24 protein-coding genes are annotated in these 22,889 nt (G+C 61.5%); 16 read left to right on the top strand and 8 right to left on the bottom strand.

Annotation, left to right across the window (positions count from 1 at the left end):
• The first annotated feature begins 6 nt into the window (after window positions 1–6).
• Entirely contained in the window at window positions 7–1,953 is a 1,947-nt protein-coding gene (gene mrdA / locus RAE21_RS15235) for a penicillin-binding protein 2 (protein WP_313882082.1), read from the top strand.
• A 6-nt stretch (window positions 1,954–1,959) separates the two neighbouring features.
• On the opposite strand, the gene RAE21_RS15230 is transcribed toward mrdA, so the two are convergent.
• From RAE21_RS15230 to RAE21_RS15215, 4 genes are all read right to left on the bottom strand, one after another.
• Entirely contained in the window at window positions 1,960–2,724 is a 765-nt protein-coding gene (locus RAE21_RS15230) for a sulfite exporter TauE/SafE family protein (protein WP_313882081.1), read from the bottom strand.
• Window positions 2,725–3,014: 290 nt separating this feature from the next.
• Window positions 3,015–4,754: a GMC family oxidoreductase gene (locus RAE21_RS15225; RefSeq protein ID WP_313882080.1), complete on the bottom strand. Its 1,740-nt coding sequence runs from the start codon at window positions 4,752–4,754 to the stop codon at window positions 3,015–3,017.
• Window positions 4,751–6,025, bottom strand: coding sequence for a putative Na+/H+ antiporter (locus RAE21_RS15220; RefSeq protein ID WP_313882079.1), 1,275 nt, complete (start codon window positions 6,023–6,025; stop codon window positions 4,751–4,753). The genes RAE21_RS15225 and RAE21_RS15220 overlap by 4 nt, the downstream gene beginning before the upstream one ends.
• A complete protein-coding gene (locus RAE21_RS15215; RefSeq protein WP_313882078.1) occupies window positions 6,022–6,807 on the bottom strand; it encodes an enoyl-CoA hydratase/isomerase family protein in 786 nt (261 codons plus the stop codon). The genes RAE21_RS15220 and RAE21_RS15215 overlap by 4 nt, the downstream gene beginning before the upstream one ends.
• A gap of 83 nt (window positions 6,808–6,890) precedes the next feature.
• Here RAE21_RS15215 and RAE21_RS15210 point away from each other — a divergent pair, with 83 nt between their 5' ends.
• From RAE21_RS15210 to RAE21_RS15190, 5 genes are read left to right on the top strand one after another with little or no spacing between them, the layout of a single operon-like run.
• Window positions 6,891–8,027 carry an MlaE family ABC transporter permease gene (locus RAE21_RS15210; RefSeq protein WP_313882077.1) on the top strand — a complete coding sequence of 379 codons (1,137 nt, stop codon included), beginning with the start codon at window positions 6,891–6,893 and terminating at the stop codon, window positions 8,025–8,027.
• Window positions 8,024–8,821: an ABC transporter ATP-binding protein gene (locus RAE21_RS15205; protein WP_313882076.1), complete on the top strand. Its 798-nt coding sequence runs from the start codon at window positions 8,024–8,026 to the stop codon at window positions 8,819–8,821. The genes RAE21_RS15210 and RAE21_RS15205 overlap by 4 nt, the downstream gene beginning before the upstream one ends.
• An 11-nt stretch (window positions 8,822–8,832) precedes the next feature.
• Entirely contained in the window at window positions 8,833–9,837 is a 1,005-nt protein-coding gene (locus tag RAE21_RS15200) for an MlaD family protein (protein ID WP_313882075.1), read from the top strand.
• 29 nt (window positions 9,838–9,866) lie between these two features.
• Window positions 9,867–10,535 (top strand): ABC-type transport auxiliary lipoprotein family protein, encoded by a 669-nt coding sequence (locus tag RAE21_RS15195; RefSeq protein ID WP_313882074.1) that lies wholly within the window; start codon window positions 9,867–9,869, stop codon window positions 10,533–10,535.
• A 16-nt stretch (window positions 10,536–10,551) separates the two neighbouring features.
• The gene (locus tag RAE21_RS15190; RefSeq protein WP_313882073.1) at window positions 10,552–11,202 is read left to right on the top strand and encodes an LON peptidase substrate-binding domain-containing protein; all 651 of its coding nucleotides are present in this window, start codon (window positions 10,552–10,554) and stop codon (window positions 11,200–11,202) included.
• 15 nt (window positions 11,203–11,217) lie between these two features.
• On the opposite strand, the gene RAE21_RS15185 is transcribed toward RAE21_RS15190, so the two are convergent.
• Window positions 11,218–11,853, bottom strand: a complete 636-nt coding sequence (locus RAE21_RS15185) for a MarC family protein (RefSeq protein WP_313882072.1) — start codon at window positions 11,851–11,853, stop codon at window positions 11,218–11,220.
• A gap of 120 nt (window positions 11,854–11,973) precedes the next feature.
• Here RAE21_RS15185 and RAE21_RS15180 point away from each other — a divergent pair, with 120 nt between their 5' ends.
• Window positions 11,974–12,876: an amidohydrolase family protein gene (locus RAE21_RS15180; RefSeq protein ID WP_313882071.1), complete on the top strand. Its 903-nt coding sequence runs from the start codon at window positions 11,974–11,976 to the stop codon at window positions 12,874–12,876.
• Between the two features lie 13 nt (window positions 12,877–12,889).
• Here the strand turns inward: RAE21_RS15180 and RAE21_RS15175 are convergent, their stop codons facing one another.
• Complete coding sequence (locus tag RAE21_RS15175) at window positions 12,890–13,636, bottom strand: SDR family oxidoreductase (protein ID WP_313882070.1); 747 nt, start codon at window positions 13,634–13,636, stop codon at window positions 12,890–12,892.
• Window positions 13,637–13,779: 143 nt separating this feature from the next.
• On the opposite strand from RAE21_RS15175, the gene RAE21_RS15170 reads away from it, so the two are divergent.
• Both RAE21_RS15170 and RAE21_RS15165 read left to right on the top strand, forming a co-directional pair.
• A complete protein-coding gene (locus RAE21_RS15170; RefSeq protein WP_313882718.1) occupies window positions 13,780–14,715 on the top strand; it encodes a Bug family tripartite tricarboxylate transporter substrate binding protein in 936 nt (311 codons plus the stop codon).
• A gap of 27 nt (window positions 14,716–14,742) precedes the next feature.
• On the top strand, window positions 14,743–15,426 hold the full coding sequence (locus RAE21_RS15165) for a dienelactone hydrolase family protein (protein WP_313882717.1): 684 nt from the start codon (window positions 14,743–14,745) through the stop codon (window positions 15,424–15,426).
• Between the two features lie 29 nt (window positions 15,427–15,455).
• Here the strand turns inward: RAE21_RS15165 and RAE21_RS15160 are convergent, their stop codons facing one another.
• Both RAE21_RS15160 and hemB read right to left on the bottom strand, forming a co-directional pair.
• Window positions 15,456–16,580 carry a magnesium transporter CorA family protein gene (locus tag RAE21_RS15160; protein WP_313882069.1) on the bottom strand — a complete coding sequence of 375 codons (1,125 nt, stop codon included), beginning with the start codon at window positions 16,578–16,580 and terminating at the stop codon, window positions 15,456–15,458.
• Between the two features lie 4 nt (window positions 16,581–16,584).
• Window positions 16,585–17,598, bottom strand: a complete 1,014-nt coding sequence (hemB, locus tag RAE21_RS15155) for a porphobilinogen synthase (protein WP_313882068.1) — start codon at window positions 17,596–17,598, stop codon at window positions 16,585–16,587.
• Window positions 17,599–17,869: 271 nt separating this feature from the next.
• Between hemB and RAE21_RS15150 the strand changes: the two genes are divergently transcribed.
• From RAE21_RS15150 to rpsG, 7 genes are all read left to right on the top strand, one after another.
• Window positions 17,870–18,298 carry a CopD family protein gene (locus RAE21_RS15150; protein WP_313882067.1) on the top strand — a complete coding sequence of 143 codons (429 nt, stop codon included), beginning with the start codon at window positions 17,870–17,872 and terminating at the stop codon, window positions 18,296–18,298.
• Between the two features lie 12 nt (window positions 18,299–18,310).
• Window positions 18,311–19,405: a VanZ family protein gene (locus RAE21_RS15145; RefSeq protein WP_313882066.1), complete on the top strand. Its 1,095-nt coding sequence runs from the start codon at window positions 18,311–18,313 to the stop codon at window positions 19,403–19,405.
• 9 nt (window positions 19,406–19,414) lie between these two features.
• Window positions 19,415–19,765: a (2Fe-2S) ferredoxin domain-containing protein gene (locus RAE21_RS15140; RefSeq protein WP_313882065.1), complete on the top strand. Its 351-nt coding sequence runs from the start codon at window positions 19,415–19,417 to the stop codon at window positions 19,763–19,765.
• A gap of 65 nt (window positions 19,766–19,830) precedes the next feature.
• The gene (locus tag RAE21_RS15135) at window positions 19,831–20,463 is read left to right on the top strand and encodes an alpha/beta hydrolase (RefSeq protein ID WP_313882064.1); all 633 of its coding nucleotides are present in this window, start codon (window positions 19,831–19,833) and stop codon (window positions 20,461–20,463) included.
• A 69-nt stretch (window positions 20,464–20,532) separates the two neighbouring features.
• Window positions 20,533–21,717 (top strand): D-alanyl-D-alanine carboxypeptidase family protein, encoded by a 1,185-nt coding sequence (locus RAE21_RS15130; RefSeq protein WP_313882063.1) that lies wholly within the window; start codon window positions 20,533–20,535, stop codon window positions 21,715–21,717.
• Between the two features lie 114 nt (window positions 21,718–21,831).
• Window positions 21,832–22,209, top strand: coding sequence for a 30S ribosomal protein S12 (gene rpsL, locus RAE21_RS15125; RefSeq protein ID WP_011466063.1), 378 nt, complete (start codon window positions 21,832–21,834; stop codon window positions 22,207–22,209).
• A gap of 163 nt (window positions 22,210–22,372) precedes the next feature.
• Window positions 22,373–22,846, top strand: coding sequence for a 30S ribosomal protein S7 (gene rpsG, locus RAE21_RS15120; protein WP_087495494.1), 474 nt, complete (start codon window positions 22,373–22,375; stop codon window positions 22,844–22,846).
• Window positions 22,847–22,889 lie beyond the last annotated feature (43 nt).

Raw genomic sequence — 22,889 nt, 5'->3', positions numbered from 1 at the left:
GCTCTGATGACTGAGTTGCGCAATGTACAAGCCGACCTGGCCCGCTTTCGCACCCGCATCTTTGCGGTCAGCGTGCTGGTCTTGTTGTGCTTCGTTTTGCTTTTTGCGCGCCTGGTCTATCTCCAGATATTCCGCCATGACGATTTGCGGGCCCAAGCGGAGAGCAACCGCACCTCCATCGTTCCGATCGTCCCCAATCGCGGCCTGATCATGGACCGCAACGGGGTGGTACTTGCCAGCAACTATTCGGCCTACACCCTCGAAATAACGCCGTCCAAAAGCGGCGGCGTCGAAGCCACTTTGGACGAACTTGCACAAGTGGTCGACATCACGCCGCGGGACCGGCGGCGTTTCAAAAAGCTGATGGAGGAGTCCAAGAGCTTTGAGTCTTTGCCCATCCGCACCCGGCTGACCGACGCCGAAGTCGCCCGGTTTGCCGCACAACGCTTTCGCTTTCCCGGTGTCGAAATCAAGGCACGCCTGTTCCGCAACTACCCCTACGGCGAGTTGGCGAGCCACGTTATTGGCTACATCGGTCGCATCAACCGGGCGGAAAAAGAACGGATCGACGACAGCGAAGACCAGGCCAATTACCGGGGCACCGAGTACATCGGGAAGCTCGGGGTAGAGCAGAGCTTCGAGTCCGTGTTGCACGGCACCACCGGCGTGGAGCGCATCGAAACCTCGGCTGGAGGCCGGGCGGTGCGCAAGCTCGCCAGCAATCCGTCAACGCCGGGTAACGTGGTGATGCTGTCCATCGACATCAAGCTTCAAAAGCTGATCGAAGACATGTTTGGCAGCCGTCGCGGTGCCTTGGTGGCCTTAGACCCCAAGACGGGTGAAGTGCTGGCCTTTGTCAGCAAGCCGACCTTTGATTCCAATTTGTTTGTTGAGGGCATTGACCAGGAGAACTGGCAGATGCTCAACGAGTCCATCGATAAACCCCTGCTCAACCGGGCCTTGCGAGGCACCTATCCGCCGGGGTCGACGTACAAGCCCTTCATGGCTTTGGCCGCTCTGGAAACCGGCACGCGCACGCCCCAAACCCTGATCAACGATACCGGGACCTACATATTTGGGGGTAACCGCTTCGGCAGTCCTGCCAACGAAAAGGGCGGCATCATGGATATGCGCCGCGCGATCGTGGAGTCGAGCAACGTGTACTTTTACTCGTTGGCCAATGAGCTCGGTGTAGACACCATGCACGACTTCATGGCACCGTTGGGTTTCGGGCAACTGACCGGCATTGATGTGAACGGCGAGGTTCGTGGTGTGCTGCCCAGCCAGGCTTGGAAACGCAAGTACTACAAGCGGCCAGAGCACCAAAAATGGTACGCCGGGGAAACCATCTCTCTGGGCATTGGGCAGGGGTACAACAGCTTCACCATGCTGCAGGTGGCACAGGCGGTGGCAGTAATTGCCAATAACGGCGTCAAGCACAAACCCCAACTCGTGATTGCGACACAAGATGCCACGACCCGGGTGCGTACCCCGGTGGCGCCTGAGCCCCCGATTGATTTGGGCTACAAGCCTGAGAATTTGAAGGTGATCCGTGACGCCATGGTTGGCGTAACCCAAGGGGGCACGGGCACGCGCGTATTTGCAGGGGCCGGTTATGTCAGTGGCGGCAAAACCGGGACAGCACAGGCGGTGAGCTTGGGAAAAAACCAGAAATACAACGCCTCCACCATGGAGGAGCATCAGCGCGACCACTCGTTGTATGTGGCGTTTGCGCCGGCCGATGACCCGAAGATCGCTCTGGCGGTGATCGTCGAGAACGCCGGCTTCGGAGCGGCTTCCGCAGCGCCTATTGCCCGGCGTACCTTTGACTACTGGCTCTTGGGCCAATACCCCAGCGAGGAAGACTTGGCCGCGGTCAGCCAAGGTAAAGCCACCGCCCCCCTCGGGAAGCCGCGCGTGGCGGCCGACTTGCCCTGGCCAACGGCCCGCTAAAGCGGGCTAGAGGCCTCGCAAAAAGGCGTCGTAGGCGGTTTTCAGGATCAGTGCGGAAACCACCGCAATAAACACCGAGCGCACAAAACCGGTACCGTGCTTGAGCGCAAGGTGGGTGCCGGCCAGGCTGCCCGCCACGTTGGCCAAGGCCATGAACACCACGTAGTGCCACCAGACATGGCCCGTAAAGCTGAACAACAGCAAGGCGGCCGCGTTCGAGGCGGTGTTCAGTAATTTGGCGCCCGCCGAAGCGTGCAAAAAATCGTAACCCAAGAGCCGCACCAGCAAAAACACAAAGAAGCTGCCGGTGCCGGGGCCAAAAAATCCGTCATAAAAGCCAATGATGCCCCCGACGCTGCAGGCGATCAGCACCTCGTGCCTACCGCTGAAACGCGGCGCATGGTGCCGGCCCAATTCTTTTTTGGCGAGTGTGTAGCCGAGTACCAGCACCAAGATGAAAGGGAGCGCCTTGCGCAAGTATTCAGGGGAGACTTGGGTCACCACCCATGCGCCCGTCAGCGCGGCAGAAAAGCAAACCGCGGTGGCCGGCAGTAGAGCCTTCCAAGGCAAAGACACCTTGCGGTTGTATTGAACCGCGGCAAATGCTGTGCCGGCCACTGCTGCGCCTTTGTTGGTGCCGAACAAGGTAGCCGGCGCCGTGTGCGGAAACAGGGCAAACAGGGCGGGTGTGAGGATGAGTCCGCCGCCACCTACGATCGAATCAATAAACCCGGCCAGACCGGAGGCGAGCGACGCAATAAGCAATTCCATGCGGGGGATTGTCGCATTCGCAGATGGGTAGCTACTGCTATAAAAGTAATAGCAATATGCGCAGATTCCACCTGCGCCAGTGCCTGATTGAAGTGCAAATAAAAAAGCACCGGGGTTGCCAGTGCTTTTGTGAGGCTGCATCGCTATGTGCAGGATTATTTGATGTGTTCTTAGCCGTCTCCTCGGCGTCGTTTCATGCCCGGCCTTGTGGGCCTCGCAGTTGCTGTTCGGTTCAGCGTTGGCATGAAATGTAGCTGCCCCTGCGGTGTCACGGCATCAGGACAAACCCTTCATTCGCGCAAAGCGGCGTCCTCCGCAATCCACTGCGCTGCCTTCTCGGCAATCATCAAGGTGGGCGAATTGGTGTTGCCACTGGTGATCAGCGGCATCACACCGGCATCCACCACGCGTAAGCCGGCCACGCCGCGCACCTTCAGGCGGCTATCTACCACGGCCATCGGGTCCTGGTCAGGTCCGTCGATCCGGCCCATTTTGGTGGTGCCCACGGGGTGGAAGATGGTGGTGGCAATGTCACCGGCGAGCTGCGCCAATTCGGCATCGCTCTGGAATTGCAAGCCGGGTTTGTATTCCTCCGGCTCAAACTTTTGCAATGCGGGTTGCGCCACGATGCGGCGTGTGACCCGCAAAGAGTCCGCCGCGACTTTGCGGTCTTCGTCGGTACTGAGGTAGTTCGGGGCAATGCGCGGCGCTGCATTGAAGTCTGGTGACTGGATCTGTACCGTCCCCCGGCTGGTGGGGTTCAGGTTGCACACACTGGCGGTGAACGCATTGAAGGTGTGCAGGGGTTCGCCGAAAGCTTCCAAGCTCAAGGGTTGCACGTGGTACTGGATGTTGGGGTACTTTTGATCGGGGCTGCTGCGCGTGAACGCACCCAACTGGCTGGGCGCCATGCTCATGGGGCCGCTTCGCTTGAGGGCGTATTCGAGCCCGATTTTGGCTTTGCCCCACAGGCTGTTGGCTTGGGTGTTGAGCGTGGTCGTGTTCTTGACCTTGAATACCGCGCGGATCTGCAAGTGGTCTTGCAGGTTGGCACCCACGCCGGGAGTGTCTTGCAGTACCTTGACGCCGTACTGTTGCAAAAGCTGTGCGGGGCCGATGCCGGAGTGCTGGAGTATTTGGGGGGATCCCACCGCACCCGCACACAGCAAAACTTCCGCGCGCGCAGTCGCTGTCACCATTTCGCTACCGGTCCAGACTTCCACCCCTTTACAGCGCAGAGGGGTGGCTCCAGAGGTGTCTTCTGCCGCCGGTTCGATCAACAGGCGGGCTACTTGGGCCGAGTTCCAGAGTTCGAAATTCGGGCGCCCGTAACACATGGGCCGCAAAAACGCCTTGGCCGTGTTCCAGCGCCAGCCGTCTTTCTGATTGACCTCGAAATAGCCCACGCCTTCGTTATTACCGTGGTTGAAGTCCTCAGTGGCCGGGACCCCCGCCTGTTGCGCCGCTTGTGCAAACGCATCCAGCACATCCCACCGCAGGCGTTGCTTCTCTACGCGCCACTCCCCGCCCGCGCGGTGGTGCCGCAGCACCTCGCCATACACCGTGGCGTTGTTCTTGACGATGGGCGAGGCCGTGCCCTTGGCGCCATGGAGAGGCGTCGCACCGAGGTGGTGGTCTTCATGCAGCTTGAAATAGGGCAGGCTGTTGTCCCAGTTCCAATGGGCGTCGGCCGTGAGTTGGGCCCATTGGTCGTAATCGCGGGCTTGGCCCCGCATGTAAATCATGCCGTTGATGCTGCTGCATCCACCCAGGGTCTTACCTCGCGGGTAGCGCAGGCTGCGCCCATTCAGCCCTGCTTCGGGGGCTGTGTGAAATAGCCAATCGGTGCGCGGGTTGCCAATACAGTACAGATAACCCACGGGAATGTGGATCCAGTGGTAATCGTCCTTGCGGCCCGCCTCGATCAGCAGCACCCGCTTGGAGGCATTGGCACTCAACCGGTTAGCGAGCAGGCAGCCGGCAGTGCCCGCGCCGATGATGATGTAGTCAAAAGTAGTGTCGTTGTTCATAGCAGCAAAAAGCACGCTGCCGCAACGGCAGTCGGGAGAAGGGCGCCGAGCAGCAAGCCGCCGGCACCGATGGATTGGTCATCAAAACCGTGGCGCAGCAGCGCAACGCCCGCCGGGTTGGGGGCATTGGCGATCACCGTCAGCCCCCCGCCCGCAACGGCACCGGCCACCAGCATGTACTGCGAGGCGGGTGAAATACCCTGAATCAACGAGCCCAAGTAGGTCAGTGCCGCATTGTCGGTAAAAGCCGTCAGCACCAAGGCCCCGAAAAACAGCGCCGTGGGCTCGAGGCCGGACACGATCGGTTGGAGCCACCACTGCTGCATGCCCCCCAAGACCACCAGGCCCGCCAAAAAGAATCCGACCAGCAAACCCTCCTTGAGGATCAAGGGCGACTGGAATCGCGCATAGGCCTGGGTGTAGCCCAGAAAGAACAAAAACAAGCCCAGAAACAGCACCGGGTGGTGCGCAAGAACCACCACGCCCGTCAGAAACGCGAGGTGCACCAGGCTCACCAAGGCGGGCACGGGCACCTCCCCCGGTGTGCCGGTGTGAGCGGGCGTAGCCGGCAAATGGCGCCGCAAGAACCAGGTCATGGCACTCGCGTTCACCAGCACGGCGACGGTGGCTTTCCAGCCGAATTGAGTAGCCATGAAGGCCGTATCCCAATTCCAGGTGGCGGCCACCATCAGCACCGGCGGCGCGGCGTACGACGTGAGCGTGCCGCCGATGGAAATATTGACAAACAGCACGCCCAGCGCTGCATATTTAAGTCGCTCAGGCATCTCGGCGCGGAAGATCTGCGGCGCGAGCATCAGGGCCGCCAGCGTCATGGCGGCAGGCTCTGTGATCAGGGAGCCCAGAAGCGGCACCGCAGCCAAACCCAGCCAGGCCAACACCAAGGAAGAGGGCAGCGGCACGATCCGGCTGATGCCATTCAGGGCCGCGCGCACGGCCTCCAGCACCGGGCGTGAAGCGGCTACCACCATCACCACGCACACAAACAGCGGCTCGGTGTAGTGGCGAGACTCTGCATAGGCAATGGCCTCGCTGCCACTGGCGATCAGGGCTATCGCAGCAACCAGCACAAAAGCCCAGAAGCCGAACACCACTTCCACCTCGCCCAGCAGATGAAACAAACCGGCATGCGCCGGATGGCGGTGGGCCAGCGACTCCAGGTACTTGGCGCAAAAAGTGTGAATGAGTGCAATGCCGAACAGTACGGCCCCCACCATATTCAGCAGGCTTGCCGTATCTAGCGAGCCACTCATGTGCCTGTCCAGAGCGGTTTGCGCTTTTCCTGAAAGGCTTTTTGGCCCTCGCGGGCGTCATCGGTGAGGGTGAAGAGCGCGATCTGGCTCTCGGTGAATGCCATTGACTCCTCGAACGCCATGGTCTCCACCGATTTCATGGTGTACAGCCCCCTGCGAATGGCTGCCGGGGACTTGTCCAGTATCCGGTCCAGCAGCCATTGCAATTTGGCATCCACATCGTCGTCCACATGGTTGACCAGCCCATAGGCCATTGCTTGTGCGCTTGTGATCGGTTCGCCGGTGATGCACATCTCGGCAAGCACCCGGCGCGGCACCAAGTGCTGCAGTACCGTGAGTACCTGCGCCGGAAACACGCCAACTTTGACTTCCGGCAGGCCAAAGGTGGCGTGGCTCGCCGCCACGGCCATGTCGCACATGGACAGCAGGCCCATGCCACCGGCCAGACAAAAGCCGTTGACCCGCGCGATCAGCGGAATATGGCTAGCGCGGGCCGCGCGCAAGAGCTGGGCTAGATGGGCGTGGGGTTGCGAATAGTCGCCGGTAAAGACTTTGGAGGCCTGCAAGTCAGCGCCCGAGCAAAACGCCTTGGGGCCTGCACCGGTGATCACAATCGCGCGGATGTCCGGTTGGTGCTGAGCCGCGCGAATCGCATCGGCCATACCAGCAATCACGCCGTGGCTCATGGCATTGCGGCGCTCTTCGCGCTGGATGGTGAGCCACAGCACGGCGCCGCGTTGTTCGATTCCCAGTTCTTCGGTCGGGCCTACATTTTCTTGCATGGTCGGTTTGTCTCCTGTCGATATTTTGCTTGCATTTGTGAGCAGTTACCATGCGCACCTTAGCCACTCACACTACCAGACCCGTGGAGGACACCCAGCCCGCACTCAGCATCACCCAGGACCCAGAAGGTCTGCGGGTCACTCTGCGCGGGACATGGACGGCTGATGCGCTCTCAGCGCCTGCCGCCTGGCTTGGTATCGAGGCCCAATGGCGCACCGTAGCGGCGGCGGTCAAGGCTGCTCCGGCGGTGGTGTGGGATGCGCAGCCGGTGCTGCGTATGGACCATACCGGTGCCCAGGCGCTCTGGAACTTCTGGAGTCGCCACTGGCCGGAGCAACTGCTGGCCGAGCCTATCCACAAAGCCCTGCTGGAACGGGTGGCCCGCTTTTCGGTGCCACCGCCTCCCGCCGACCCTATGGATTGGCATGTGTTGTTGACGGCCTTGGGCCGCAAACTCGCCGGTGTGCAGTCGCACCTGGTCGGGCTGCTGCGCATGACGGGGCAGTTGCTGTTGGACTGCGTGCAACTCGCCCGCCACCCCCTGCAGGGCCCTTGGCGGGATGTGTCGGGGCACCTTTACCGCATCGGGGCCACTGCGCTGCCGATAACCGCGCTCGTGGGCTTTTTGATCGGTGTGGTGTTGGCGTACCTGATGTCCAAGCAGCTGCGCCAATACGGCGCGGACAGCTTCATCGTCAATATTCTCGGCATGTCGCTGATACGCGAGCTCGGGCCTGTGCTGGCAGCGATTCTGGTAGCCGGGCGTTCAGGCTCGGCGATCACGGCGCAAATCGGCGTCATGCGGGTGACGGAAGAGCTCGACGCCATGCGCGTCATGGGCATTCCCAAGGGGTTCCGGCTCGTCATGCCTCGCACCTTGGCCATGGCGGTGGCCATGCCCTTGGTTGCAGTGTGGACCACGCTGGCGGCCTTGCTGGGCGGCATGCTGGCCGCAGACCTGAGCATGGGTCTCACACCGGCTTACTTTGTGTCTGCTTTGCCCAAAACCGTAGAGATTGCCAACCTGTGGCTGGCCCTGGGCAAGTCCTGTGTGTTTGGCGTCCTGATTGCGCTGATCGCCTGCCACCATGGCCTTCGGGTCAAGCCAGACACCCAGAGTCTGGGCCAGGGCACCACCGCATCGGTGGTGAGTTCCATCACCATGGTGATTCTGGTGGATGCGCTTTTTGCGGTCGTCTTTAAATCGGTGGGCCTATGAGCGACGCTGCCAAGGCCATGGTGCAGATCGACCAGCTGTGGTCCGTGTTCAAAACCGCCGGCACTGCTACCGTGATCCACCAAGACCTCGACCTCACAGTCGCGCAAGGCGAGCTGCTCTCGATCGTGGGCGGCTCCGGCAGCGGCAAAACCGTCTTGCTGCGCCAGATGCTCGGGCTGGAAACACCGACCCGTGGCACCGTGACCGTGCAGGGCCGGCCTGCTGCAGAGCTGGGGCGCGCCGGAGCGTCCAGCCGGGTAGGCATGTTGTTTCAGCACGGGGCTTTGTTTTCTGCATTCACGGTGCTGGAGAACATTGCATTTCCGCTGCGCGAGCGCGGTACCCTGCCGCCCGCCTTGGTGCGCGATGTGGCCATGGTCAAGTTGCAGATGGTGGGGCTGGACCCCAAGCACGCCCACAAAATGCCCTCGGACTTGTCCGGCGGCATGATCAAGCGGGTAGCACTGGCGCGCGCACTCGCCATGGACCCGCCCTTGCTGCTGCTGGACGAACCCACCGCAGGCCTGGACCCCGATAGCGCCGATGCATTTTGTGCGCTCTTGCAGAGCCTGCACCGGGAGCTGGACTTGACGGTGGTGATGGTGACCCACGACCTCGATACCATTTTCGAACTCAGTACCCGGATTGCGGTCGTGGCGGACAAGCGGGTGGTGCTGGATGCGGCACCAGAGGCGGTGGTGGCTTTTGAGCATCCGTTTGTGCAAGACTTTTTCAGGGGTGGACGAGGGCGCCGTGCGCAAGCGCTCTTGCATTCGCCCTCCAATGCAGGTTAGATCGACAAGGTATGGAAAACAAATCTCACGCCCTGGCTGCCGGGGCCTTTGTGGTGGCACTGTTGGCATTGCTGACTGCACTAGCAGTGTGGCTGACCCGGGACACCACCGAGCAGCGCATGTTCGAGATATCGAGCGCCGAAGGCGTGACCGGACTGCAGCCCCAGGCAGCAGTCCGCTACAAAGGGGTGCTGGTCGGCCGGGTGACCGACATTGCACTCGACCCCCTGCAGCGAGGCAATGTGCTGCTGCGGATTGCGGTCAATGAAGCTGCCCCGATCACCCGCACTACCTATGCCTCGCTGGGTTTCCAGGGTGTGACTGGTTTGGCCTTTGTGCAGCTCGACGACAAGGACGAAGGCAGCCCCGCGCTGGTGGCAGAGGGCGACGCGGCCCCCCGCATCCCGATGCGGGCCAGCATGGTGTCGCGCTTGTCGGAGCAGGGCGGCAACCTGCTCACCCAGCTCGAGCAAGCCAGCATCCGGATGAACGGCTTGCTGGCGAACGACAACCAGAAGCAATTGATGGGCGCGATCAGCAACCTGAGCGATGCCGCGGCCAACATCAGCGCCCTGACCAAACGGGCAGACCAGGTGTTGGGGGCCGACGGCAACCCGGTGGCGATGAACCTGCCCCACATGGTGGCCCAGGCAGACGCCACCTTGAAAAGTATCCAAATCACCACCGAGCGCTTGGGCGCCAGCGCCGATGCGGTGCGCAACTCGGCCACCGAGTTCCAACGGACCTCCAAGCGCATGAGCGACCCGGGGGGCACCCTCGACAAAATCGGCCAGAGCACCGATGCACTGGCCACGACCAGCCGCCAGATCCAGATCCAGTTGCTGCCGCGCCTTCAGCGCACGGTCGAGGACACCGGCCGCACAGCCCGCCAGGTCGGCCGCGCGGTGGAGAGTCTGAATGACAACCCCCAGAGTGTGCTGTTCGGGCGCACTACCGGTCTGCCCGGCCCCGGCGAGTCCGGCTTTGTGGCGCCTGCGCCGGCTACAGCACCATGAGGGTTCTGAACCATGAGAGTGATTTTGCTATGAAAAAAATAGCTGCTCGCGCAGGTATTGCTTGGGCTAGAGCCTCATTGGGCTTGATTTTTGTCGTGGCGCTGGGCGCCTGCTCTGCGCCGCGTGGGGTGACCACGGCGGTGTATGACTTCGGCCCGGGCGTGGTGGAGCCGCAGCCGCAGAACCGCATGGCGCCCTTGCCTTTGTTGGTGATGGCCGATGTTCAGGCCCCGCTTGCCTTGGAGGGCTCGGCAGTGCTTTACCGCCTCAACTACACCGATGGCCAGCTGTTGCGCCCCTATGCCCAAGCCCGCTGGAGCATGCCGCCTGCGCAGCTACTGCGCCAGCAACTGCGGGCTACACTGAGCGCACAGCGCCCGATCCTCAATGCGAACGAAGGTGGCCCCAGCCCTGCCGGAGCACTGGTGTTGCGCATGGAGCTCGAAGAGTTCAGCCAGCTGTTTGACAGCCCGCAGGCCAGCCGCGGCGTGCTGCGGGTGCGGGCCACCTTGCTCCGTGCAGGTCCAGGGGGCGAAACCCTGGTGGCGCAGCGCACCGTAGTGGCCAGCAGCTCCGCGCCCACGCCCGATGCGGCCGGTGGTGTGCGCGCCTTGACCGTAGCGGCCCAGTCCGCGATCACACAGCTCGACGACTGGGTGCAGCAAACCCAAGCCGCCTTGCCCACCACCAGACCCTGAACCCACGGGCGAAGCCATGGCTGAACTTCTGACCTTGCAATCCCTGCCGCTGTTTCCGCTCAACACGGTGCTTTACCCCGGTGGCAGTTTGCAGCTGCAGATTTTCGAGGTGCGCTACCTGGACCTTATCGGCCGGTGCCACAAAACCGGAGCCCCTTTCGGCGTGGTCTCGCTGACCCAAGGGCAAGAGGTGCGGCGCCCCGAGGCTTCTGGCGACGGGTTTGCGAACGAAGCGTTTGTGGACATCGGCACCCTGGCGACCGTGACTGAGTTTTCGGCACCGCAAGCGGGCTTGATGCTGGTGCGCTGCACGGCGGGCGAGCGCTTTCGCGTTACCCGGCGCGAGCGTCTCAAGCACGGTTTGTGGGTGGCGGATGTGCAAGGCCTGCCGCCTGATCGCACCATGCCGGTGCCGGACGATCTGAAAGTAGTGTCCAAGGCGCTGGAGTCGCTGTTGGAGAACCTGAGCCTGCGCAACGGAGCGGCAGAGCTGCCGGTGCAGCCGCCTTACCAGTTTGACGACTGCGCCTGGGTCGCCAACCGGTGGTGCGAGTTGTTACAGCTCCCGCCAGAGCTGCGCCAAGGACTGATGCAGCTCGACAACCCTTTGCTCCGCTTGGAGCTGGTGGGCGACTTTTTAAACCGCCACGGCATAGCAGACACCTGAGTCTGCGCGGGTCACTTATTGGCCGCCGAGTACCGGGAAGAGCTTGGTCAACCCGTCGCTCATCACCTCGACGGCCAAGGCCGCCAAAATCAGCCCCATCAGCCGGGTCATCACATTGATGCCGGTTTTGCCCAGAAAACGCGCAATCGGTTGTGCCAGCGAAAAGCACAGGGCCGTAGCCAGCGCGATCACCACGCCGTACCCGACCAGGGTCCCGAGTTGGAAAAACGTTTTGGCCTTGTCGGCATAAATCACCACGGTGGACATAGTGGCCGGGCCGGTCAGCAGCGGGATAGTGAGTGGCACGACCGCAATGCTGGCGCCCATGGCGGCTTTTTCTGCGCCATCTTGCAGTTCGTGGCTGCTGGGTTTGGCTTCGGCGGGTTGCGCGTTCAGCATGTTTAGGGCACTGGTCAGCAGCAACATACCGCCGCCCACCTGGAAGCTGGCCAGCGAAATGCCGAAAAACTCCAGAATTTGCAAGCCCAGCAATGCGCTGACAGCAATCACCAAAAAGGCGCTGAACGACGACACCCAGATAGTGTTGCGCCGTTGGGCCCCGGAGAATCCCTGGGTGTAGTGGATGAAAAATGGCACGATGGCCAGCGGGTTCACGATGGCCAGCAGGGTCACCAGAGGTTTAAGGTCCATAGCGCAGTCCAGTTGGTGCTGCCGGGAGCGGCAGAGGCACGGATAGTAATGCACCCGGGCAGTGCGCGCATCGGTAAAACCTGCTACACCTGCGATCCATTCTTTGGCGGAGCGCGCACGATGCAACACACGTTTTTGACCTGGCTGTTTACCGGAATGGCATGGGCGACTGGCGCGCAAGCCGCCGACTATGCGGGCCCTATTTTTGATGCCCATCTGCACTACAACGTGGAGGCACAGCAAGCCCACCCCTTGGACGACGTGCTGGCCCGCATGCAGCGCAGTGGGGTGCGGGCGGTACTGGCCAACTCCCGCCCCAATGACGGCACCCGCACGTTAGCGTCAGCCGGTGCTTTGACGCAGGCGGCCGGCGTCACGGTGGTCCCGCTGGTTCGCCTCTACCGGGACCGGGCCGATTACGACAACTGGTTTCGCGACCCGACGATTGCCACTATGGTGGACATGGAGTTGGCGCGGGGCACGGCGGCCGGCCCTTACCGGGGGCTGGGCGAGTTCCATCTTTATGACAGCGCCAATGCCAGCGGCCCAGTGGCGGTGCAGTTGATGGCGCGGGCGGAGCGCGAAGGGCTGGTGGTGCTGGCGCATGTGGACGACATCACCATCGATGGCCTGTTGGGTGCCACCCCCTCCGGCGGCGCGCGCAGCCGGCTCATTTGGGCGCACACCGGCATAGGCGGTGTCCCGGTAGAGAGGGTGCGCGCCTTGCTGCGCAAGTACCCGGGTTTGATTGGTGAGTTGTCTTACCGCCCGGGGCTGACCTGCGCCACCGGATCGGCCCCCGTGCTATGCCCTGAGTGGCGGGCTTTGTTGCTGGAGTTTCCGGACCGGTTCGTGATCGGCTCTGACACCTGGGTCAACCAGCGCTGGCAGTATTACGAAGCGCTGATGTCCGAGTACCGCGCCTGGCTGGGCGGCTTGCCGCCTGCTGTGGCCCGCAAGATTGCATGGGGCAATGCGGCGGCGCTCTTCGGCTTGCCGCCTGAGCCCGCCGCACGGCCGTAAGGCGAGGGCGCGGTCAGCGCCCGCCGGCTACATCCAGCAGCGCGCCGGTGGTGTAGCTGGACTGCGCGCCCAAAAGCCACACGATGCTGGCGGCCACCTCCTCGGCGCGGCCGGGGCGCTGCATGGGCACCTGGGGCGCTAGCCGCTGGGCCCGGTCTGGTTGTCCGCCCGAGGCGTGGATGTCGGTGTCAATAATGCCAGGCCGCACCGCATTCACCCGGATGCCTTCAGTCGCCACTTCGCGCGCCAGACCCAATGTAAAGCTGTCGATCGCGCCTTTGCTGGCCGCATAGTCCACATACTGCCCGGGCGAGCCGAGGGTAGCGGCCACGCTGGAGAGGTTCACGATGCTGCCGCCCTCACCCCCACAGCGGGTGCTCATGCGGCGCACGGCTTCGCGGGCGCACAGCATGCTGCCCAACACGTTGGTATTGAGCATGCGGCGCATGCGCTCTGCACTCATGTCGGCCACGCGGCAGGCATGGTCTACCACCCCGGCGTTGTTGACCAGCCCGGTGATGCGGCCGAGTTTGGCATCGACTTTGTCAAACATGCCGAGTACCTGGGCCTCTTCGGCCACGTCGGCCTGTACCGTGATCGCGGTCCCGCCCTGCTGGCGGATCTGGCGCACCACCTCGTCGGCCGCCAGTGAGTTGTGTGCGTAGTTGACGGCGACGGCATAGCCGGCATTCGCTGCCGCGAATGCCGTAGCGGCACCGATACCGCGGGAGCCGCCGGTGATGAGAACAATAGGTTGCATGGTGCCCATGGTAAAGCGCACGCCGTTTTTTGGCTTACGCTTGTGGCTTACCGCCGCAACGACGGCATTCAATGGTCAATCCGGAGGACTTTATGGCAAATTGGATCGTAGGAATGCGCCGCGCAGCGGCATGGGGTGTGCGTATGGCCGTGGCATCGGCCTTTATGGTCTCGGTAGCACAGGCCCAGACCGGGCCTGTGCGGATTCTGGTCGGCTTTCCTGCTGGCGGGGGAACTGACGCGATTGCCCGCACCTTGGCGGACAAACTCAAAGACCAGCTCGGTGTGCCGGTGGTGGTGGAGAACAAGGCCGGTGCAGGCGGCCAGATCGCGGCTCAAAGCCTTAAAGCGGCAGCCCCCGATGGCAACACGCTGTTTTTGACCCACGACCACACGATTTCCATCTTGCCGCAGGTGGTCAAGAACCCCGGCTTTGATCCGGCCAAAGACTTTGTTCCGGTCGCTGGTTTCGCCACCTTTGTGAATGCTTTGGCAGTGTCTGGCGGCACCCCAGCCAAATCGACGGCCGAGTACGTGGCCTGGGTGCGCACCCAGGGCGGCAAGGGCACGCTGGGGGTGCCGGCGCCGGCCTCCACCCCGGAGTTTCTGGTCAAGGTGCTGGGCGAGAAATACAAGCTGGACTTGGTGGCTGCTCCGTACCGCGGCAGCGCACCGATGATGGCCGATATGCTGGGCAATCAAATCGCCGCTGGCGTGGGCTCGGTGCCGGACTTTATTGAAAACCACAAGGCCGGAAAAATCCGCATCGTGGCGGTGCTCGGTGGCAGCCGCCAGGCGGTCCTGCCGGATGTGCCCACATTCAGTGAGCTCGGGTTAGGCGGTTTGGAAGACATGCCCTACTACGGGTTGTTTGCTCCGGCCGGTACGCCCAAAGCGGCCATCGACAAGGTCTCGGACGCGCTGGCCAAAGTGCTGGCACAGCCCGACGTGAAAGACCACCTCACCGCCATGGGCCTGACGGTGGGCTTCATGAACTCGCAGCAACTCGCCAAGCGTGAGCAGGCGTACACCCAGGTCTGGGCAAAGCTGATCAAAGCCAGCGGCTTTCAGGCGCAGTAAACAGCGCACGCCATGTCAGGACACCCCATGGGCAGCAACATCACTCTCACCTGTGTCGACGGCACTTCCATTCCCGCCTATGTGGCCACGCCTGCCGCTACCCCGCGTGGGGGCTTGGTCTTGCTGCAAGAAATCTTCGGCGTGAACACCCACATCCGGGCAGTGGCAGACAGCTACGCCGCCGATGGCTACTTGGTGGTGGCGCCTGCCATGTTTCATCGGGTGCAAGCCGGCGTCGAGCTGGGCTACAGCCCGGATGATGTGGCCGCCGGTGTCGCGCTCAAGGCGCGCACCGAGGCGTTGCCGCCGCCCGGCCCCCTGCAAGAGGTGCAGGCCGCGGTGGACGCTGCGCGCAGTGCCGGCAAGGTGGCGGTGATGGGTTACTGCTGGGGCGGCTGGCTGGCTTGGCGTGCAGCCGAACAGGTGCCGGGCTTGGCCGGGGCGGTGCCCTATTACGGGGGCGGCATGACAACACCGGTCGAGGCCGCGCGCACGCCCGCGTGCCCGGTGATGGCGCATTTCGGCGAGCAGGACCACGCCATTCCCTTGGCCACGGTGCAGGCGTTCACGCTGGCGCAGCCGGGGGTGGAGGTGCATCTCTATCCGGCCCAGCACGGCTTTAACTGCGACCAGCGCGGCGCGTACCAGGTCGAGGCCGCTGCGCTCGCGCGGCAGCGCACGCTGGCTTTTTTGCGCACCCACGTCGGTTGACGAGTGGGGCGCCGATACCCTAAACCAGGCTACCGGTTGGTGCGCGCGAGGTAGCGTTTGCGCCAGAAGACGAGGGCCAATGCAGCCGCCGTCAGGCCCATCGCCCCCAAAATCCACCAGAAGCCACCTTGCTGGTGGAGCAGGGGGATGAAGTCGAAGTTCATCCCAAAAATACCAGCCATCAGATTCAGCGGCAAAAAGATAGCGGTCAGCACCGTGAGCGTGCGCATGATGTCGTTGGTGCGGCTGCCTTGCACGCTGAAGTGCATTTGCACGGCAGTCTCCACGCTTTGCTCCAGGCGACGCACGTGGTGGACTACCCGCTCAATATGTTCCAGCACATCGCGGCTGCGCACCTCCAGCAGCTCGCGTTCGCGGGCATCGGCGGGGCCCGTCGTCTCCGGCCAGGTCTTGATGGCTTCTATCCAATCCTGAATGCTGGAGCGCTGCTCTTCGCACACATCATCGAGCTGGTGCAAGGCCATGCGGGCCTCCAGCAGGGAGGTCCAGTTGGTAAAGCGGGTGCGGGGGCTCAAGAGCTCGTTTTGCCAGTGGTCGAGCTGTTGTGTGAGTTCGCGGCGCAGCGCGAGGTAGCCATCCACCATCGAGTTCACGATGCGCAGCATCAAGTCGGCGGGGCCGGTGGGCTGGCGGGCGCCTGCGGCGCGCGGCTCGGCGGCAGGTGTTGCCTGCAGCAGTTTGTCGGCATAGGCATCGCGCACGGTGCAGTCGTCGGGGTGCACAGAGAGCAGCACGTTGTCAAACACCGCAAACCCGACCGGGCTGGTGTCGATACGCCGCAAGATGGGCGGGCCGCTCAAGCGCGGCGATGTGCCTTCCGCCTTGGGCGCATTCAGGGGCAGGGTGCCGGTGCTGCCGGCGACCAGGCGCCTGAACACCAGCATGTCGTATTGGGAGGTGTAGTCGTAGTGCGACGGCAGCTGCTTGTTGATCAGGTCGGAGATGTGCAGATCGACCAGTTGCTCGCCGCATAGCTGCTGCAGTGCGGCTTGGACGCGCGCTTGTTCCGCTTCAAATTCGGGGCGGCTGCAGGCAATCCACACATAGCCCGAGCCTTTCAGGTCAGCGGCAGAGAGCTGCTCTAAATCTGCGCTTTCACGGACATGGCCGGGCTCAATGTGGAAGATGCGCATGGCTTCAGGCGCGCAGTGCCCGCGCTGCATCGATGGCGAAATAGGTCAGGATGCCGTCGGCGCCCGCGCGTTTGAACGCCAGCAGGCTCTCGAGCATGACCGCATCGTGGTCCAGCCAGCCGTTGAGGGCGGCGGCTTTGAGCATCGCGTATTCGCCGCTCACCTGGTAGGCGAAGGTAGGAATCCTGAACTCGTCTTTGACGCGGCGCACGACGTCCAGGTAGGGCATACCGGGTTTGACCATCACCATGTCCGCCCCTTCGGCGATATCCATGGCCACTTCGCGCAGGGCCTCGTCGCTATTGGCCGGATCCATTTGGTAGGCTTTTTTGTTGCCCTTGCCGAGGTTTCCTGCCGATCCCACCGCATCGCGGAAGGGGCCATAAAACGCGCTGGCGTATTTGGCGCTGTAGGCCATGATGCGGGTGTGGGTCAGCTTTTCAGCTTCCAGGGCGGTACGGATGGCGCCGATGCGGCCGTCCATCATGTCGCTCGGCGCCACGATATCAACACCCGCGCGCGCTTGGGTCAGCGCCTGTTGCACCAGTTGAGTGGTGGTCTCTTCGTTCAGGATGTAGCCGTTTTCTTCGGGCCGGGTGTCGGGAATGCCGTCTTGCCCGTGGGTGGTGAACGGGTCCAGAGCCACGTCGGTCATGACGCCGAGGTCGGGGAATTCCTTTTTCAAAGCCCGCACCACGCGAGGGACTAGCCCATCCGGATTCAGGGCTTCGGCACCATCATAAGTTTTGAGCGACGCATCGACGACCGGGAACAAGGCCATGACGGGAATGCCCAGCGTCACACATTGCTCGGCCACCGGCAGCAACAAATCGAGGCTGAGTCGTTCTACGCCGGGCATGGATGCGATTGGCACGCGCTGTGCTTGTCCATCCACCACAAAGACCGGGTAGATCAGGTCATGGGCGGTCAAGGCGTTTTCGCGCACCAGATTGCGGGTGAAACTGTCGCGGCGCAAGCGGCGCGGGCGTCCGGCGGGGAAGGGGGCGTAGGGGGTCATGCCCAAAATTGTGCCCGAAAGCGGCCGGCCCACGGGGTTGACCAAGCAGTCAATTTGCTGAATACCTCAGCGAATTGGAGGGGTATTGCCCGAAATTGCTTGTCACACCACCGCAACATTGCTAAATTCAACCCCGGGTAGCTTGCTATCCCCCGCTTTCCTCCCTGAGCGGGGCCTTGATGTGTGACAGCAAAAAAGGCTTACCACCCCAGCCGTGTGCTGGGGTTTTTTTTGCCCGTAGCAAACGCAACCGTCCCGCTACACTTTGGTCATGCTCTGGATCAAAGCCTTTCACATTGTTTTCATCGCCAGCTGGTTTGCCGGCCTGTTTTATCTTCCCCGCATTTTTGTGAACTTGGCCATGGTGCCCGCCGGCTCGGATGCCGAGCGAGCCCGTCTGCTGCTGATGGCACGCAAATTGTTGCGGTTTACTACCCTGTTGGCTGTGCCAGCCTTGGGGCTGGGCCTCTATCTTTGGTTGGGTTATGGCATCGGGCGTGGGCCGGGCAATGGGTGGATGCACGCCAAGCTGGCTTTGGTGCTGCTGGCTATCGGCTACCACCACGGATGTGCGGTGATGTTGCGCAAGTTGGAAGCCGGCCTGAGCCAGCGTAGCCATGTGTTTTTCCGGTGGTTCAACGAGATCCCGGTGTTGTTGCTGACCGCAATCGTTGTTTTGGTGGTGGTCAAGCCGTTCTGACGGTATCGAACCGTGCACAAATCCACCGCATGGCCACTTGCCGCTCTGTACGCGGCACTGGTCGCGTATGCGAGTTTGTTCCCCTTTGTAGAGTGGCGCGACCAGGGGATTGCCAGCTGGGAGTTTTTGCTGGCACCACTGCCCCGGTATTGGACCGGTTTTGATGTCGCGATCAACATTGCAGGTTATGTTCCGTTGGGGGGGCTGGTTGTTCTTGGCGCTTTGCGCTCGGGGTGGCCACGTATCTCCGTTTGGCTGGCGCCGCTGGGGGTCATGCTGCTGTCGCTGCTGATGGAAGCCTTGCAGAGCTACTTGCCTTTGCGGGTGCCGTCTCGGGAAGACTTTCTGTTGAATTCACTTGGTGCTGGCTGCGGTGCAGCCATCGCTTTTGTGTTGCAAAGGGCCGGTGCTATCGATCGGTGGAACCAAGTGCGAAGCCGCTGGTTTGTGTCGCATTCCCGCGGCGGAATCGTGTTGCTCTCCACCTGGCCCTTGGGTTTGTTGTTCCCGTCTTCGGTGCCTTTGGGCTTGGGTCAGGTAGTGACCCGGGTAGAGGAGATGCTACGCAGTGCGCTGCTGGACTCTGAGTTTGAACGCTGGTTGCCCGAAGGTCCTACGGAATGGCCTGCCTTGGCTCCGAGCACAGAGTTGCTATGCGTTGCGTTGGGTTTGCTGATCCCTTGTCTGCTGGGTTTTTGTATTGTGCGGGCCCGGTGGCGACGTGTGGTGGTCGTGGTGGTGACGACTACTTCGGCGGTGTTGGTCACCGCTTTGTCGGCTGCTTTGAGTTGGGGGCCCGGCCATGCCTGGGCTTGGCTGGATTTGCCGACGCAAATCGGCATGCTGGCGGGGGCCGGCTTGGCGTTGTTGCTGGTACTGGTGTCATGGCGCGTCAGTGCGGCCGTGGCACTGTTGGCGCTGGGGGTCTATTTGAGTCTGTTGAATCAGGCGCCTGAAAGTCCGTACTTCGCACAGACCTTGCAGTTGTGGGAGCAGGGGCGGTTTATCCGGTTCAATGGTCTGGCGCAATGGGTGGGGTGGCTCTGGCCTTATGTGGCGTCCTTGTATCTTCTGGGGCAAATCGCGCGCAGAGATACTAAAACCTAAAATCAGTGCATGACTGATTCCACCACTCCCGCCCCCTCCTATTACGAACGCCATATTTTCTTTTGCCTGAACGAGCGAAAGAACGGTGAAGACTGCTGTGCGCACCACAACGCCCAAGAGGGTTTTGACAAGTGCAAGCAACTTGTCAAAGAGGCCGGACTGGCGGGCCCCGGTAAAGTCCGTGTCAACAAAGCGGGCTGCTTGGACCGTTGTGCCGGCGGCCCGGTGGCGGTGGTGTATCCCGAAGCGGTTTGGTACTCGTTTGTGGATGGGCAGGATATTGAAGAGATTGTGGAGTCGCACCTTAAGAACGGCAAAGTCGTTGAGCGACTGCTGACACCCGCCCACTTGGGTCGCTGATTACAGCGTATTCGATAGTTGGCGCCCTCATTTCTTGCGGGTGCTGCTATAAAAATAATAGCATAATGAATTCTTCTACCCAAAAGTTCCAGATGGCGGGTCCGGCCGGTTCGCTGGAGGGGCTGGTTGACGAGCCCTCGAACCCACCCTTTGATGCCGCGCGCGGCACGGTGGTGATCGCTCACCCCCATCCCTTGTTTGGCGGCACCATGGACAACAAAGTGGTCCAGACGCTGGCCCGGGCGTTTGTTCAGGCCGGATGGCGTGCGGTCCGTTTCAATTTTCGGGGTGTCGGCGCCAGCGAAGGCGTCTACGACCACGGCAACGGGGAGTTGCAAGATTTCCTGGCGGTAGTGCAGCACACGGCCCCTGAAGGAAGGCTTTCGCTGGCCGGTTTTTCATTTGGCGCGTTTGTGACCAGCCATGCGCTGTTGGCATTGGCCGCGCGTGAGCCTGAGCAGGTGGTGCTGGTCGGTACGGCGGCGAGCCGCTTTGCCGTGGCCCCCGTTGCACCCGACTTTCATGATCGCACGTTGGTGCTGCACGGCGAGCAAGACGACACCGTTCCGCTTGCGGATGTGATGAATTGGGCCCGGCCGCAGAGCTTGCCTGTGACGGTCGTGCCCGGGGGCGGACACTTCTTTCATGGACAATTGCCATTACTGCGCAACATTGTGGCGCGTCATCTGCGTGGCTGACGCTGCGCCAGCTCTCTCGGGTTGCTCCCGGCGCTTTCTCGACATTTTTTTCTCCAACCTGACTGAACTATGAAACTATTGATTGCCTCCGTTTTGGCGGCTTTGAGCTTTGCGGTGGCCGCTGAAGCACCGCGCCCGCCGGAAGTGGCTGCACGCTCCTATTTGTTGATGGACGTCACTGCGAATCAAATCCTGGCATCCAAAGATCTGGACATGCCAGTGGAGCCAGCCTCGCTCACCAAGCTGATGACAGCGTATCTGGTGTTCGACGCTTTGCGATCCAAGAAGATTGATCTCAAGCAGACCTTCCCCGTGAGTGAGCGTGCCTGGAAGATGCCCGGCTCCCGGATGTTCATCGACCCCAAGATGCAAGTGCCCGTGGAAGATTTGATCAAAGGCATGATCGTGCAGAGCGGAAACGATGCAACGATGGCGCTGGCAGAGGGCGTTGGCGGCTCTTTGGAGCGCTTTGTCCAAATGATGAATGAGCAGGCCAAGGTGCTCGGCATGAAAAATACGGGCTACAAAAACCCCGAAGGCCTTACTGAAGCAGGGCACACCACGACGGCCCGGGACTTGAGCATTCTGGCGATGCGCTTGATGAGTGACTTCCCTGATTTCGTGCACTTTTACGCGATCAAAAAGTACCGCTACCCCGGCACACCTGCCGCGAACGACAGCAACCGCAATCTGCTGTTATTCCGTGATCCGACGGTCGACGGGCTAAAGACAGGCCATACCGCTGCTGCGGGCTATTGCCTTGTGGCCACTGCTAAACGTGATTTCCCGGCCTTAGTGACTGCCGGTGCGCCCGCTGGTTCGCCTGCCGCTGCGGGGAGCCGCCGGTTGCTGTCGATTGTTTTGGGTACTGAGAGCGAAAGCGCGCGTGCCAATGAGTCACAAAAGCTGCTCAATTGGGGTTACACCGCCTATGAGGCGGTCAAGTTGTATGACGCGGGTGCTGCGGTGGTGACGCCCAAGGTCTGGAAGGGTGCCGAGTCGGCAGTCAAAGTCGGTCGTCCGCAAGGTGTCATCGTGGCGGTGCCTGCCGGAAGCGGCGCGCAGCTAAAAACCGAAGTAGTGCGCAACGAGCCGATTGTGGCGCCGGTCGCCAAAGGGCAAGTGCTGGGCACTTTGAAGGTCCGCTCCGGTGAGCAAATTGTTGCCGAAGTGCCTTTGGTCGCACTGGATGCCGTCGAGCAAGCGGGCGTCATTGGCCGCACGTGGGATGCCTTGCGCCTCTGGATTCGCTGAAGATCGGGCCACAGTTTGCGCGTAAACCCTTGTTCTGCTACATTAGAAGGCTTTTCGGAATTTCCGAAGGGATTCACGTTTTCGTAATATTCAAACGTTTAGGGACGTTTTTCAATGCCAACCATTAACCAACTCGTGCGTCAAGGCCGTGAGGTCGAGACCATCAAGTCGAAGAGCCCTGCTATGCAGAACTCTCCGCAGCGTCGCGGTGTATGCACACGTGTGTACACAACGACTCCTAAAAAGCCTAACTCCGCTCTGCGTAAAGTTGCCAAAGTGCGCTTGACCAACGGTTTTGAGGTGATCTCTTACATCGGCGGTGAAGGCCACAACTTGCAAGAACACAGCGTTGTGCTGGTTCGCGGCGGTCGTGTCAAGGACTTGCCAGGTGTGCGTTACCACATCGTCCGCGGTTCTTTGGACTTGCAAGGCGTGAAAGACCGCAAGCAATCCCGTTCCAAGTACGGTGCTAAGAAGCCAAAGGCTAAATAAGCCCTGTAGGTTCGAATTTTCGGTGCTGTTTCCCCGCGTGGCGCGGAGATACGGCGAAGTGACCCGAAACCCGGAATTGTCCGAGTGGGTCGAGTAAGTGGGGGTTTTGATTAACTCTCGCGGTGTCTGAAAAGATACCAACTGAAGCAATATGAGGTGAAATATGCCACGTCGTCGCGAAGTCCCTAAACGTGAAATCCTGCCGGATCCCAAGTTCGGCAACGTAGAGCTGTCCAAATTCATGAACGTGATCATGGAAGGCGGCAAAAAAGCGGTTGCAGAGCGCATCATTTACGGCGCACTGGAACTGATTGCTAAAAAGCACCCCGATAAGGATGCTCTGGAAGCGTTCACCGTTGCGATCAACAACGTCAAGCCCATGGTGGAAGTGAAATCCCGCCGCGTGGGTGGTGCTAACTACCAAGTGCCTGTGGAAGTGCGTCCTGTCCGTCGTTTGGCTTTGTCCATGCGCTGGATCAAGGAAGCTGCCCGCAAGCGTGGTGAAAAGTCTATGGCTCAGCGCCTTGCCAACGAAATGTTGGAAGCCACTGAAGGCCGTGGCGGCGCCATGAAGAAGCGTGACGAAGTGCACCGTATGGCTGAAGCCAACAAGGCCTTCTCTCACTTCCGTTTCTAAGCAACGGAAATCGCGGCTTTCAGAGCTTGGCAGGTCCGGGCAG

The organism is Rhodoferax potami (assembly GCF_032193765.1).
GTDB classification, from domain to species: domain Bacteria; phylum Pseudomonadota; class Gammaproteobacteria; order Burkholderiales; family Burkholderiaceae_C; genus Allorhodoferax; species Allorhodoferax potami.
This window is presented reverse-complemented; position numbering and strand designations above follow the sequence as displayed.